At 73.7% G+C, this 13650-nt stretch carries 15 protein-coding genes; all 15 read left to right on the forward strand.

Annotated elements, in window-relative coordinates:
* The first annotated feature begins 7 nt into the window (after positions 1-7).
* Genes ABD156_RS19055 through ABD156_RS19125 form a run of 15 tightly spaced genes read left to right on the forward strand, consistent with a single transcriptional unit; the run spans position 8 to position 13646 of the window.
* Positions 8-1726 carry a carbamoyltransferase N-terminal domain-containing protein gene (locus ABD156_RS19055; RefSeq protein WP_344274895.1) on the forward strand — a complete coding sequence of 573 codons (1719 nt, stop codon included), beginning with the start codon at positions 8-10 and terminating at the stop codon, positions 1724-1726.
* Positions 1723-2745: a methyltransferase gene (locus tag ABD156_RS19060; RefSeq protein ID WP_344274898.1), complete on the forward strand. Its 1023-nt coding sequence runs from the start codon at positions 1723-1725 to the stop codon at positions 2743-2745. Before ABD156_RS19055 ends, ABD156_RS19060 begins: the two co-directional genes overlap by 4 nt.
* A 50-nt stretch (positions 2746-2795) precedes the next feature.
* A complete protein-coding gene (fabG, locus tag ABD156_RS19065) occupies positions 2796-3527 on the forward strand; it encodes a 3-oxoacyl-ACP reductase FabG (RefSeq protein WP_344274900.1) in 732 nt (243 codons plus the stop codon).
* On the forward strand, positions 3524-3919 hold the full coding sequence (locus ABD156_RS19070; RefSeq protein WP_344274902.1) for an ApeI family dehydratase: 396 nt from the start codon (positions 3524-3526) through the stop codon (positions 3917-3919). Before fabG ends, ABD156_RS19070 begins: the two co-directional genes overlap by 4 nt.
* Positions 3916-4404, forward strand: coding sequence for a 3-hydroxyacyl-ACP dehydratase FabZ family protein (locus tag ABD156_RS19075; RefSeq protein ID WP_344274904.1), 489 nt, complete (start codon positions 3916-3918; stop codon positions 4402-4404). The genes ABD156_RS19070 and ABD156_RS19075 overlap by 4 nt, the downstream gene beginning before the upstream one ends.
* Positions 4405-4411: 7 nt before the next feature.
* Complete coding sequence (locus ABD156_RS19080; RefSeq protein ID WP_067588342.1) at positions 4412-4675, forward strand: acyl carrier protein; 264 nt, start codon at positions 4412-4414, stop codon at positions 4673-4675.
* A gap of 52 nt (positions 4676-4727) precedes the next feature.
* The gene (locus ABD156_RS19085) at positions 4728-5930 is read left to right on the forward strand and encodes a beta-ketoacyl-[acyl-carrier-protein] synthase family protein (RefSeq protein WP_344274913.1); all 1203 of its coding nucleotides are present in this window, start codon (positions 4728-4730) and stop codon (positions 5928-5930) included.
* The gene (locus tag ABD156_RS19090) at positions 5930-7018 is read left to right on the forward strand and encodes a beta-ketoacyl synthase N-terminal-like domain-containing protein (protein ID WP_344274916.1); all 1089 of its coding nucleotides are present in this window, start codon (positions 5930-5932) and stop codon (positions 7016-7018) included. The genes ABD156_RS19085 and ABD156_RS19090 overlap by 1 nt, the downstream gene beginning before the upstream one ends.
* Complete coding sequence (locus ABD156_RS19095; protein WP_344274919.1) at positions 6999-8105, forward strand: beta-ketoacyl synthase N-terminal-like domain-containing protein; 1107 nt, start codon at positions 6999-7001, stop codon at positions 8103-8105. The genes ABD156_RS19090 and ABD156_RS19095 overlap by 20 nt, the downstream gene beginning before the upstream one ends.
* Positions 8105-8914, forward strand: a complete 810-nt coding sequence (locus tag ABD156_RS19100) for a beta-ketoacyl synthase N-terminal-like domain-containing protein (RefSeq protein WP_344274922.1) — start codon at positions 8105-8107, stop codon at positions 8912-8914. Before ABD156_RS19095 ends, ABD156_RS19100 begins: the two co-directional genes overlap by 1 nt.
* On the forward strand, positions 8911-9708 hold the full coding sequence (locus ABD156_RS19105; RefSeq protein ID WP_344274925.1) for an alpha/beta fold hydrolase: 798 nt from the start codon (positions 8911-8913) through the stop codon (positions 9706-9708). The genes ABD156_RS19100 and ABD156_RS19105 overlap by 4 nt, the downstream gene beginning before the upstream one ends.
* A complete protein-coding gene (locus tag ABD156_RS19110) occupies positions 9705-10574 on the forward strand; it encodes a thioesterase family protein (RefSeq protein WP_344274928.1) in 870 nt (289 codons plus the stop codon). The genes ABD156_RS19105 and ABD156_RS19110 overlap by 4 nt, the downstream gene beginning before the upstream one ends.
* Complete coding sequence (locus ABD156_RS19115; protein ID WP_344274935.1) at positions 10571-11269, forward strand: 2-hydroxychromene-2-carboxylate isomerase; 699 nt, start codon at positions 10571-10573, stop codon at positions 11267-11269. The genes ABD156_RS19110 and ABD156_RS19115 overlap by 4 nt, the downstream gene beginning before the upstream one ends.
* The gene (locus tag ABD156_RS19120) at positions 11266-12489 is read left to right on the forward strand and encodes a cytochrome P450 (protein WP_344274938.1); all 1224 of its coding nucleotides are present in this window, start codon (positions 11266-11268) and stop codon (positions 12487-12489) included. Before ABD156_RS19115 ends, ABD156_RS19120 begins: the two co-directional genes overlap by 4 nt.
* Positions 12486-13646, forward strand: coding sequence for a steroid 3-ketoacyl-CoA thiolase (locus tag ABD156_RS19125; RefSeq protein WP_344274942.1), 1161 nt, complete (start codon positions 12486-12488; stop codon positions 13644-13646). Before ABD156_RS19120 ends, ABD156_RS19125 begins: the two co-directional genes overlap by 4 nt.
* Positions 13647-13650: the final 4 nt, after the last annotated feature.

The following is a 13650-nucleotide window of genomic DNA, read 5'->3' on the forward strand; positions in this document are numbered from 1 at the left end:
GCCCGCGATGGCCGGGCAGGAGATCGTCTGCGGCCTGAAGGCCACCCACGACGGAGCCCTCGCCGTGTTCGAGGGCGACCGCCTGGTGTTCTCGGTCGAGGCCGAGAAGCTCGAGAACCGGGCCCGGCATTCGCGGCTGGCGGACATGTCCGACGTGATCGCGCTGCTGGCCGCGCACGGGCTCGAAGCACGCGACCTCGACTGGGTCGCGGTCGACGGGTGGGTGCAGTCGGGCGACGGCCGCAACGCCGTGGAGGTGTTGAACGACGGCCCGCACCTGCTCGACGTCGCCGGCTACAGCGTGCTGGGCTCCCCGGAACAGCCGCTGGACGCGCTCGTGCGCACCGCGGGCAGCGGGCTGCCGATCGGGGAGAAAACCTTCGAGTACTCCAGCTACACCCACGCCACCGGGCACGCGATGGCGAGCTACTGCACCAGCCCGTTCGCGAAAACCGGCGAGCCCGCGCTGGTGCTGGTCTGGGACGGCGGAATGCCCGCCACCGTTTTCCGCTTCGATCCGGAATCCGCGTCTCTGCGCTCCTACGGTGCGGTGCTGCCGGTCGCCGGCTCGCTGTACCCGATCTTCGCGTCGTTGTTCGACCCCTTCAAGGTTTCCGGGAAACAACGCCGGGACAAGGGCGACTTCGGCGATTTCGCCCAGCTGGAGGCGCTGCTGCCGGTTTCCGGCAAGGCGATGGCCTACGCGGCGCTGGCGGAGCCGGACGAGCGCGCGGTCGAGCTGATGATCGAGCACACCCGGAAGGCCGGGCAGATCGGGGTCGCCGGCGCGTTCGTCTGGAGCCACCGGGTACGCGCGGCGCTGGCCCCGCTCGGCTTGTCGGACGCGGCGGTGCTGGCTTCCTTCCAGGAACACCTTTTCCGCCTGCTGCTGCGCGGATTGCGCGACGGCCCCGTCGCGCGCATGGTCGCCGACGGCCTGCCGCTGTGCCTGTCCGGCGGCTGCGCGCTGAACATCAAGTGGAACGCGCAGCTGCGGGAGAGCGGCGTCTTCTCCGCGGTGTGGGTGCCGCCGTTCCCCAACGACGCGGGTTCGGCCATCGGTACCGCGTGCGCGGAAATCGTGCGCACCACCGGGAATCCGGCGGTGCGGTGGTCGGTGTTCTCCGGTCCGGACGCCGGGCCGGTGTCCGGACCCGAACCGGGGTGGCTGGAGCGCGAGTGCCCGATCGAGGACGTCGCCCGGCTGCTGCACCAGGTCGGCGAGCCGGTGGTGCTCGTCAGCGGACGCGCCGAGCTCGGCCCGCGTGCGCTCGGCCACCGCAGCATCGTGGCCCCCGCCGCGCCCGCGGCGGTGCGCGACCGGCTCAACGAAATCAAGCTGCGGGAGTCTTACCGGCCGGTCGCGCCGATCTGCCTCGAAGAGCACGCGCCGGAGATCTTCGACCCCGGGGTTCCGGATCCGTACATGCTGTTCGAGCACCAGGTCCGGGCGCAGTGGCAAGAGCGGGTGGCCGCCGTGGTGCACTCGGACAACAGCGCGCGGCTCCAGACGGTCTCGCCGGAACACCCGTTGCTGCACCGGTTGCTCACCGCCTATCACGCGCTGAGCGGGGTTCCGGTGCTGTGCAACACCAGCGCCAACCATCCCGGCAGCGGCTTTTTCCCGGACGCGGCGTCGGCGATGCGCTGGGGCGGGACCCGGTACGTGTGGTGTCGCGACCGGCTCTACCACCGGCCGGACGCGCCGGTGCCGGCCGCGCCGTGACCGGCCCGCCGCGCCGGGCGCAGATCTCGCAGCGGCTGGAGATGCTGCCCCCGATCGCGTTGCGGGTGGCCGCGACGCTCGGGCTCGCCGACCTGATGGAATCCGGACTGTCCGATGTGGAGGAACTGGCCGCCGCGGCGGGCTGCGACGCGGACGCGCTCGGCCGCCTGCTGCGCTACCTGGCGCAGCTGAACGTGTGCCGGGCCGAGGACGGCGGCTACCGGGTGACGCCCGCGGGACGGCTGCTGCGCAAGGACCATCCGGCCGGGCTGGCCGGCTGGCTCGACCTCGACACGGCGGGCGGGCGGATGGACCTCGCGCTGACCGGGCTGCTGCACGCGGTGCGCACCGGGGAACCGGGCTACGACGCGGTGTTCGGCCGCTCGTTCTGGGCGGATCTCGGCGCGGACGAGACCTTGTCGGACTCGTTCGACCGGCTGATGGCGGGCAAGGCGGCCGCGGTGGCGGGCGACCTCGCCGCGCACGCGGATTTCTCCGGCGGCGGCGAGGTGGTCGACGTCGGCGGGGGCAGCGGGCAGACGCTGGCGGCGATCCTGCGGGCCCATCCGGACCTGCGGGGCTGCCTGTTCGACCAGCCCGGCCCGGTGCGCGCCGCGCGGCGGACCGTCGACGCCGCCGGGGTCGCGTCGCGGTGCCGGCTGGTGGAGGGCAGCTTCCTCGACGGCGTACCGGCGGGCGGCGCGGTGTACCTGCTGGTGGACATTCTGCACGACTGGGACGACCGGACCGCGGAACGGATTCTGCGCGCGTGCGCGGCCGCCGCGCGTCCGGGCGCGCGGATTCTCGTCGTCGAACGCATTCCGGACGAGGACATGGGCGGCGACGGCGCGGCCGCGGACCTGAAGATGCTGGTGCTGTTCGCCGGGCGGCAGCGCAACGCCGCGCGGATGCGGGAACTCGTTGCGGCAGCGGGGATTTCGCCCGGAACCGTGCAACTGCTTCCGTCCGGATTCTCGGTTTTCGAGGGTAGAGTCGAAGCATCGGCGATCGCCGGCTGAAAGCCGCAGAAACACTTGTCGCGAACAATTCCGGGGAATGTGAGTGCGCAATGGGTCGAATGCTGGTCACCGGGGCTTCCCGGGGCATCGGGCGCGCGATCGCGGTGCACCTGGCCGGGCAGGGGCACGACGTCGCGGGGTGCTTCCGCACCGGGAGCGAGGAAGCCGCCGCCGTCGAGGCCGAGGTGACCCGGTGCGGCCGGCGGGCGTTCTTCGAACCGTGCGACGTCGCCGACGCGGACGCGGCGGACGCGTTCTTCGCCGCCGCGGAGGAAAAGCTCGGGCCGATCGACGCGCTCGTCACGAACGCGGGGATCACCCGGGACGCGATGAGCCCGCTGATGTCCCCGGCGGACTTCGCCGAGGTCGTCGCCGTCAACCTCACCGGGGCCTGGAATTTCTGCCGGGCGATGGCGTTCCGGATCGTCAAACGGCGCGGCGGCGCGATCGTGGCGATCTCGTCCGCGGCGGGCGTGTACGGCCACGCGGGCCAGTCGAACTACGCCGCGGCGAAGGCCGGGATCATCGGCATGACCAAATCGATCGCCAAGGAGATCGCGCCCTACGGCGGCCGGGCGAACGTGGTGGCCCCCGGGTTCATCGAAACCGACATGACCGCCGCGCTCGGGGCGAAAGCGCGCGAGCGGGCGAAACAGGCGATTCCGTTGCGGCGCTTCGGTTCTCCCGGCGACGTGGCCCCGCTGGTGTCCTTCCTGCTCTCGGAAGAGGCGGGCTACATCACCGGCGGGGTGTTCCCGGTCGACGGGGGGATGGTGCTGTGAGCGAGCGGAGCGCGCCGGCGAGCGCGTGGCCGCAGCTGCGCGAGGTCGCGGTCGTGCCGGGCGACCCGGTCCGGGTGACCGCGTCCGCGGTCGTCGTGCCCGCCGGGAACCCTTATCTGGAAGCGCATTTCCCCGGCGGCACGATTCTGCCCGGGGTGTTCGTGCTGGAAGCGGTGGGGCACGCGGTGCGCGCGGCGGCCGGCGCCGGGACGGAACTGCTGGAACTGACCTCGGCCCGGTTCACGCGCCCGGTGCGCGAGCACGACCGGATCGAGCTGGAAGTGCTGGTGTCGCGGGAAGAATCGGGACGGCTGAAGGCGTCCGCGAGCTGCCGGCTCGCCGAGGGACCGCGCACCGCCACCGTCGAAGCGGTTTTCGGCAGGCGATCGTGACCGGCGGCGTGTGCCTCGACTTCGGCGACATCAGCGCGCTGCTGCCGCACGGGCGGGCAATGGTGCTGGTGGACCGGATCTGGATCGCCGCGGACGGCCGGTCGGCGGTCGCGACGAAAGCGGTCAGCGGCACCGAATACTGCTTCCGCGAAGCGGACGCCGGATGCGGTTACCCGGAATCGTTGGTGGTCGAGTCGTTCGGCCAGACGGCCGCGGTGCTGTGGCTGCACGGCCGGGCGGGCGACGGGAGGCTCCCGATGTTCGCCGCCGCCCGCGACTGCGTTTTCACCGGGCGGGTGCCGCCCGGGACCACCCTCACCCACGAACTGGAACTGGAACACGCGTCGGACGGTTCGGCGATGGTGTCGGGCCGGACGAGAGCGGGCGCGGAGCCGGTCGCGACCTTCGGGTCGCTGATCGCCGTCGCCCGCGCGGCGCCCGGAACGGACGCCGAGGACGGCCCGCCAGGGCGGGAAGAAAGGTGAGACAGGGATGAGCACGGCGAACGAACGGCTGGAGGAACTGCGCGACGTGGTCGCGGAGGTCCTGGAGGTGGAGACCGAGGAGCTCACCGACGAGGGCGACTTCCAGGCCGACTACGAGGCGGACTCGCTGCGCGCGATCGAGATGCTCGCGCGGATCGAGAAGAAGTACCGGATCGAGATCCCGCAGAAGGAACTCGCGGAGATGCGGAACCTGAAGACGGTCTACGAGGTGACGGCCCGCCACGCCGGATGGCAGCCGGTGACCGCGTGAGGCAGTGACGGGCACTGCGCGCGAACGCGCGCCGACGGCGGGCAGGAGGCCCATGAACCGGGTATTCATCACCGGACTCGGCCCGATCTCGAGCATCGGGGTCGGTTCGGCCGCGTTCGAGAGCGGCCTGCGCAGCGGGCACAGCGGCATTTCGCCGATCACGTCCTTCGACACCGCGGGTTTCCCGAAGGTGCTGGCGGGCGAGGTGAAGGCGTTCCGGCCGGAGACGGTGCTGCGCCGGCTCGACGTCAAGGCGTGGGGCCGCAGCAGCGTGTTCGCCGCCGCCGGCGCGCGGCTGGCGGTGCGCGACGCGGGCCTCTCGACGGACCAGGCGCAGCCGCACCGGGTGGCGGTCGTCGTCGGCACCACCAGCGGCGAGGCCAAGATCACCGAGGAGTTCGGCCGGGCGCTGGCCGAGGGCGGGTTCCCGGCGGTGCCGCCGGAGGTGTTCGAGCAGCTGCCCGCCGACCGGCTCGCCGCAGCGGCGAGCGAGGAGCTGGCGGTGACCGGCGAATCGATCACTCTGGCGACGGCGTGCTCGGCGAGCAACTACGCGCTCGGCTACGCCTACGACCTGATCCGCCAAGGCGAAGCCGACGTCGTGGTGAGCGGCGGCGCGGACTCGGTGTGCCGATGGGCGCACGCGGGCTTCCTGCGGCTCGGCGCGGTCGCCGACGAGGCGTGCGCGCCGTTCGACCGGGACCGGTCGGGCATGGTCACCGCGGAGGGCGGCGCGATGCTGGTGCTGGAGAGCGAGGATTTCGTGCGGGCCCGCGGCGCCTCGCCGTACGCGGAGGTGCTCGGCTACGCGACCAACTGCGACGCGACGCACATGGTGGCTCCGGACGCCGCGTCGATCGCGAGGTGCATGCGGCTGGCGCACGCCAACTCCGGGGTCCGGCCCGACGACGTCGACTACGTGTGCGCGCACGGCACCGGGACTCCGGCGAACGACGCGACCGAAGCGGCGGCGCTGTACGAAACGTTCGGCGGCGCGGTGCCGCCGGTCAGCTCGATCAAATCGATGCTCGGGCACGCCATGGGCGCCGCGAGCGGCTTCGGCGCGATCGCTTCGGCGCTGGCGCTGTCGCGGGGATTCCTGCCGCCGACGGCGAACTGGCGCAGCCGGGACCCGGAGATGGCCTGGCTCGATCCGGTGCCCAACAAAGCGCGCGCGGCGGACGTGCAAGTGGCGCAGAACAACGGTTTCGCCTTCGGCGGGAACAACGCGATCGTGATGCTGGGGGCGGTCTGATGGGCGTGCTGGCGATCACCGGGTTCGGCGTGGTGAGCCCGGCCGGGGCCACCGCGGCGGAATTGGCGGGCGCGGTCGCGGCGGGCCGGTCCACCGCCCGCGCGGTGGAGTGGCCAGAGGTCACCCTGCCCACCGGGACCGCGCACCATCTTCCGGAATTCAGCGCGCGGGCCGAGCTGGGCCGGCGCGGGACCGGGTTCTTCGACCGCCGCACCGGGCTGGCGGTGGTCGCCTGCGGGCGCGCGATCGAGGACGCCGGCCTGGACATCGGCGAGGACGGGCACCGGACCGGGCTGGTGCTGGGCACCACGGTCGGCAGCGCGCAGGCGGCGGTCGACTACGCGGCGGAGACGTTCACCGAGGATCCGCCTTATCTGGTCAATCCGGCGCTGTTTCCCAACACCGTGCTGAACGGCGCGGCCGGGCAGGCGGCGATCCGCTTCGGGCTGCGCGGGGTCAACGCGACGGTCGCGGGCGGACCGGTCGCGCTGCTGTCCTCGCTTCGCTACAGCGCCAACGTTTTCCGCACCGGGCAGGCGGACGTCCTGCTGGCCGGCGCGGTCGAAGAATTCACTCCCCACTCGGCGTGGCTGTGGGCCGGGCTGGGCGGGGCCGGTGCGCCCGGCGAAGGCGCCGCGGTGTTCGTGCTGCGGCCGGCCGAGTCGCTCGGGCACCGGCCGGACGCGGAGATCCTGGCGACCGCGGCCGGGTTCTGCCCGAGCGGGGAGGACCGGGTGTACGCGCTGGCCGACTGCGCGCGGCGCGCACTGGAGCAGGCCCGGGTCGGAGCTGAGTCGGTCCGGACGGTCGCTTCGGCCTCCGGCGCGGACGAGGTGGCCGGCTGGCGGGCGCGGACCGAACTGGAGGGCCTGCTCGGCGTCGAGGGCGCGGAGCATCTGGCCGCGGGCGAGCTGGCCGGGAACTCCCCGTCCGCGACGCCCGCGGTCGAGCTGGCGCTGATCCTCGCCCGGCACCGGGCCGAGCCCGCGCGCGACGGCCAGATCGCGTTGCTGGTGGCGAGCAGCCCGGCCGGCGCGGTCGCGGCCGCCGTGGTGAGGGGGTGGAGCCGTGGCGACGATCGCGGCTAGCGCGGTGCGCAGCTGCCTCGGCGACGGCCCGGCCACGTTCGCCGCGCTGCTGGCCGGGCGCGGCGGAGCCGCCCCGCTGCGGTACGTCGATCCGGATCTGGTCAACGTCGGCGCCGCGTACGAAATCGACGAGGAGACTTCGCACCGGAGAGCGGGCACCTGGCTGGCCGCCTGTGTCGTGGAGGCCTTGCGCCAAGCCGATCCGCGGGTGCCGCGGGGTTCGGTCCCGGTGCTGGCGGGCACCGGGCTCCGGGAGCTGGGCGCGGCCGAGAAGTGGTCGGCGGGCGCGGCCGGGATGACTGTCGAAGACCTGCATTTCACCGGTGTGCTGCGCGAAACCGACGATCGGCTCGGGCCGGTGGTGACGGTGTGCAACGCCTGTTCGGCGACGGGGCACCTGCTCGCGCTGGCGCAGGACCTGGTCGACAGCGGCGCCGCGCCCGCGGTGGTGGTGGCCGGGGCGGACTCGCTCACCGTGTCGATGCTGGCGATGATCGGGCGGGTCGCGCCGGATCGCACCGAGCGGATCCGCCCGTTCGACGCGGACCGCACCGGCGTGCTGCTCGGCGAGGGCGCGGCGGCCGCGGTCGTGGTGCCCGACGGCGCGGCGGCGGCTCCGCTGGGGCGGTTGCTGGCCACCGGGATGTCCTGCGACGCCGCGCACGAGACCGCGCCGGACGCCGGCGGCATCGCCAGGGCGATGCGCGAGGCGCTGGACCGCTCCGGCCGCAAGGGCGAGGAGGTGGATCTCGTGCTCGCGCACGGGACCGGCACCGAGCTGAACGACCGGGTGGAGGCGCGGGTGCTGCGCGAGCACCTCGGCGAAAACGGTCCGCTGGTGACCGCGATCAAGGGCGCGACCGGGCATACCTCGGGCGCGTCCGCGCTGATGAGCCTGGACGTGGCGCTGCGCTGCCTGGCCACCGGCTGGGTGCCGCCGGTCGCCGGGCTCGACCGCCCGGCCGCGGACTGCGGCGGGGTGCGGCTGGTCCGGTCGGCTCCGGTGCGGGCCCGGCCGCGGCTGGCGCAGGTGGACGCGTTCGGGTTCGGCGGGGTCAATGCCGTCACCCTGGTCGGGGCGGCCTGATGCGGGCGGTCGCGATCCGCGCGTGGAGCGCGCACCTGCCCGGGCAGTCCGGGCCGCTGCCCGGCGGATGGTCGCCGGGTCCGGCGTGCCCGCCGGAGCGGGCGGCGGACCTGCTGGGGCGCAAGGGATTGCTGTACAAGCAGCCGGCCGAGCGGCTCGGCCTGTGCGCGGTGCACCGGGCGCTGGGCCTCGCCCCGGTGACCGGGCGCTGGACGCCGCCGGAGCCGGATCCGCGCACCGCGGTCGTCGCGAGTTCCAACCTCGGCAGCCTCGAGACGGTCTGCGCGGTGGCGCGCACCGCCGGAGCCGGGTCGCTGTCCGACGTCAGCCCGCTGGACGCGCCGAACGTGTCGAGCAACGTGCTGGCCTCGACGGTCGCGATCCGGTTCGGCTTCGGCGGCCCGAACCTCATGGTGTGCTCGGGCCATCCCGCCGGACTGGACGCGATGCGCCTCGCGCAGCTGCTGCTGGCGGCGGGCCGCGCGGACCGGGTCGTGGTGGTGGGCGCGGAGCCCGCGGACGAGACCGCGGCGGCGCTGGCCGGCGCGGACCTGCGCGCGGGCGCGGCGTGCGTGGTGCTCGAACCCGCCGCCGAGGACAGCGCGCTGGTGCTGCACCCGGTGCACGACCACGCCGATCCGGAGTCGTGCGAGCCGGCCCGGCCGGTCCGGTTCGGGCAGTTCTACGGGGCCGCGGGTGTGCTGGCGGTGGCCGCCGCCGCGGCGGCGAACCGGACCGCGCGGGTGGTCGCGGGCAGCGACGCCGACGGCTGGCGTTGCGCGGTGGTCGAAACCAAGGGGGACCGGTGAAACCCGACGCACCCAGGGTGCATCCGCTGAACGAGGGCACCGGCCCGGTGCTGGTTTTCGCGCACGGGCTGGAAGACCACTGGCGCACCTGGAGCGCGGTGGCCGAGCGGCTGCCGGGGTGGCGGGTGCTCTCCATCGATCTCCCGTGGCGCGCGGGCAACGACTACCGGTGGCGCTTCGAAGGCTCGCCCTCGGACTGGATCGCCGCCGCGCTCGACACCGTCGACGACCCGGCCCCGGTGCTGGCCGGGCATTCCTTCGGCGCCAACGCACTGCTGGAACTGCTCTCGCGCGAGCCGGAACGGCCGTGCCCGGCCGCGGTGCTGGCCATGCCGTTCTACCGGCGGGCGGAGGCGACCGTGACCTGGCGGACGCTGGAACGGTCCCGGGAGACCTTCGAACGGCAGATCCGCGGCGGCCTGCTGACCCGGCTCGGCTCCCGCGCCGCCGGGCTGTGCGGCGAGGTGCTGGAGAAGATGCACGCCAAGACCGCCGAGCGGATCGGCCCGGTCGGGTTCCTCGCGGTGTTCGAGCAGTACGTGGCCAGCGGGCACCTGCCGCTGGCCCAGACGACGGCGCCGGCACTGGTGCTCGGCGGCGAGCGGGACATCGGGTTTTCCCTGCGGGACCTCGAAGCGCTCTCCGGTGCGCTGCCGCGGGGACGGCTGCACTGCGCGCCGCACTTCGACCATTTCTGCCATCTGCACAGCGCCGCGGAGGTGGCCGCGATCGTGGACGGATTCGCCCGCGACCGGGTCGCCGAGCCGGAACGGGAGAGAGGAAGCCGGACATGACGTCGCTGGCCGACGAGCGGACCGGGTTCGCGCTGCGGCCCCGGTACGCGAGCGCGAACATCCGCACCTGGATCGGGTTCAAGCAGTTCATGGCGATGGCCGAGGAAGCGGTGCTGTGCTGGTTCCGCGAACGCGGTCTCGGCCCGCAGGCGCTTTACCACGACCACGGGCTCGGTCTGTCCATTGTGGATTCTTCGGTGCAGCTGCCCGCGGTGCTGGAGATCGACGACGAGGTGCGCGCGCGGGTCGAGGCAGTCGGACCGGGCCGGTTCCGGATCGTCTTCGAGACGGCCGGGAACCGGGTGCTGCGCGGGAAGACAACCGTCGCGCTGGTCCGCGAACAGGAGCAGGCCCGCGCCTGCCCGGACGAGCTCGCGCCGCTCGTCGGCCCGGCGGCCGCGGAAAGCGACCGGCCGGCCGAACCTGACCCGGCGGCGTTCTCCTGGGACTGGACCGCCCGCTATTTCCACTGCCAGTTCTCCGACCGCGTCCAGCACGGCGCCTACGTGGCCGCGCTGGAGGAAACGGTCGACCGGTTCCTCGCCGAGCGCGGTCTCGGCGTGCCGCGGCTGCTCGCGGAGCGCGGCTGGATCCCGGTCGTGTCTCGGGCCAGGGTCCGGCTGCTCGGCGACGCGCACATGGGCGAGACGGTGCGCACGACGTTCGCGGTGACGGATTTCGTCAAGGACCGCGCGTTCGACGGCGTCATGGACTGCTGGACGCTCGGCGCGGGCGGGGCCCCGCGGCTGGTGGCGACCGCGAGCATCCTGCACGGCTACGCGATCAGCCGGGGGCCGGAGGCGGGCACGCTGGCGACGCTCGACCCGGACACGCTCGCCGCGCTGGCCCCGGGAGCGCCGCGGTGACCCGCCGCCGGACGCCGCGGGTGCACTTCTCGTTCCGCAGCCCGTTCAGCTGGATGGCGCTGACCGAGCTGTACCGCAGGATTCCGGACGCGGACGAGGTGCTGGAGTTCGTCCCGTACTGGGATCCGGACGAGCAGACCGCGGCGGCGCTGGCGGACCGGGGCGCGGAGATCCCCTACACCCCGATGAGCAAGGCGAAGCACCTCTACATCCTGCAGGACACCCGCAGGCAGGCCGCGCGGCTCGGGCTGTCGATGACCTGGCCGGTGGACGACGATCCGTGGTGGGAGCTGCCGCATCTCGCGTGGCTGCGCGCCCGGCGGCTCGGCGTGGCCCGGCGGTTCTACGAGGCGGTCGTCGAGGCGCGCTGGGAGCACGGGCGCGACGTGTGCGAACGCCCGGTGCTGCGGGAGGTGGCCGAGGCCGCCGGGCTCGATCCGGAACCGCTGCTGTCCGCGCCGGAGTCGGCGGACATCCGCCGCGAGAGCGTCGACTGCCTGGAGCGGGCGTTCGAGGACGACATCTTCGGCATCCCGTACTTCCGGGTGGGCAGGCACCGGTTCTGGGGCCTCGACCGGCTCGACGGATTCCTCGCCGAGCTGGCCGTGGCCGGCCCGCAGCCGCCCGCGTCGCCGGAACCGGCGGCGGCCCGGGTCGGCGCCTACGACACCGACACCGCGGGAGGCTGCGGATGAGCACTCCCGGCCAGCTCTCCGGTGCCCCGGCGGTCTTCGACCCGTTCGACCCCGCGCTGATCGAGGACCCGTACCCGGTGTTCGCCCGGCTGCGCGAGGAGGCGCCGGTGCTGCACCTGCCCGACTACGACGTGTGGGCGGTGACGCGGTACGCGGACGTGCTGCGGATCGTGCGCGATCCGGTCTCCTTCTCGTCCAAGGTCGGGATGAGCCCGGAGTTCGCCGCGCGCGGCGGCGCTTCGACGGGGGTGGGCTACCGGATCGGCGCGCCGAAGGTGCGCGTGCTGATCGCCACCGACCCGCCCGAGCACCAGGTGTTCCGGCACGCGGTCGCGGCCGCGTTCACCCCGGCGTCGGTGCGGTCGCTGGCGGACAAGGTGCGGGAGTTCGCGCGACAGCGGGCGGACGCGCTCGTCCGGGCGGGCACCGGGGATTTCTTCGGCCTGGTCGCGGAACCGCTGCCGGTGCTGGTGCTCGCCGAACTGCTCGGCGTGCCGGAGGAGATGCACGACGAGTTCCGGCACTGGTCGCGGGTGATCACCGGCGACCTCGACCAGGTCGGCCGCACCGAGGAGCACCTCGGCCGGGGCATGGGCATGTTCCGCTACTTCAGCCACCAGCTGCGCCGCCGCCGCGGCGACGGGCGCACGCTGTTCGACTCGATCGCCCGCGCCGGCCGCAGCGGCATCAGCTCGCAGGAGGTGCTGGCGTTCTGCGCGTTCCTGCTGGTCGCCGGGATCGAGACGACGACCAACCTGCTCACCAACGCGATGGCGGTGCTGCTGCGCGAGCCGGAGGTCCAGCAGCTGCTGCGCGAACGTCCGGAGCTCATCGACACCGCGGTGGACGAAGCGATCCGCTACGACACCTCGGTGCAGGCGCTCTGGCGCGGCACCACCGTCGAAACCGAGCTGTCCGGCGTCCGGATCCCGGCCGGGCAGCGCATTCTCGTCGTGTTCGGCGCGGCCAACCGCGACGGAGCGAAGTTCCCGGAACCGGACCGGTTCCTGCCCGGCCGGGGCGCGACCGACCACGTCGGATTCGGCGCCGGACCGCACTTCTGCCTCGGCGCGCACCTCGCGCGGCTGGAGATCGCGGAGGCGCTGCGGGCGGTGCTCGGGGCGACCCGGTGGATCGAGCAGGCGGGACCGGGGAAGCGCACGCGCAGCGTGGTGCTGCGGGGATTTCTGGAACAGCCGGTGCGAGCGGAGCCGAGATGACCGAAGAACGAAGCGGCGCGGTGCTGGTCGACGCCGTGCGGACGCCGATCGGCCGCCGCGGCGGCGCGCTGAGCGGGCTGCGGCCCGCGGAACTGCTGCGCCAGGCCCTGCTGGCCCTGCTCGACCGCAACGGCCTGCCGCCGGGCGCGATCGAGCAGATCATCGGCGGATGCGTCACCCAGGTCGGCGAGCAGGGGCTCAACGTGACCCGCAACGCGTGGCTGTCCACCGGGCTCGACTACGGCGTCGCGTGCTCCACAGTGGACGTCAGCTGCGGTTCGTCGCAGCAGGCGAGCCATCTGGTGTCCGCGCTGATCTCCAGCGGGGCGATCGAGATCGGGATCGCCTGCGGGGTCGAGTCGATGAGCCGGGTGCCCGCCGGGGCGAACATCCCCGGCGGCCGCACCGACTACCAGACCGCCGACTACCCGTGGGACGACCCGCCCGGGCTCCAGTTCGGCGGGGCCGAGCGGATCGCTCAGCGACAGGGGCTCTCGCGCGAGGATCTCGACTCCTACGGCGCGCTTTCCCAGCAGCGGGCGGCGAAAGCCTGGGCGGACGGGCGGTTCGACCGCGAGATCGTGCCGGTGGCCCTTCCCGGGCCGGACGGCTCCACGACGGTCGGCCGGGACGAAGGGCTGCGCGAGACGACGCGGGAAAGCCTGGCCTCCCTGCGTCCGACGGTGCGCGGAGGCAGGCACACCGCGGGCACCACGTCGCAGGTCTCCGACGGGGCGGCCGCGGTGCTGTGGATGTCGCCGGCCGCGGCGGACCGGTACGGACTCGCGCCGCGGGCGGAGATCGCCGACCAGGTCGTGGTCGGGGCCGATCCGTATTTCCTGCTGGACGGCCCGGTGACGGCGACCGAGCGGATCCTGCGCCGCACCGGGCTGAAACTGTCCGATGTGGACGTCGTCGAGGTGAACGAGGCCTTCGCGGCGGTGGTGCTGTCGTGGCTGGAGCGCACCGGGGCCGATCCGGACCGGGTGAACGTCAACGGCGGCGCGATCGCGCTCGGGCATCCGATGGGCGCCACCGGATCCCGGCTGCTCGCCTGCGCGCTGGGCGAACTCGAGCGCCGCGACGGCGAGCACGCGCTGGTGACCATGTGCTGCGGCGGGTCGATGGGCACCGCGACCCTGCTGCGGAGGCGGTGACCCG

Source organism: Amycolatopsis albidoflavus (assembly GCF_039525725.1).
In the GTDB taxonomy this organism is placed as follows: domain Bacteria; phylum Actinomycetota; class Actinomycetes; order Mycobacteriales; family Pseudonocardiaceae; genus Amycolatopsis; species Amycolatopsis albidoflava.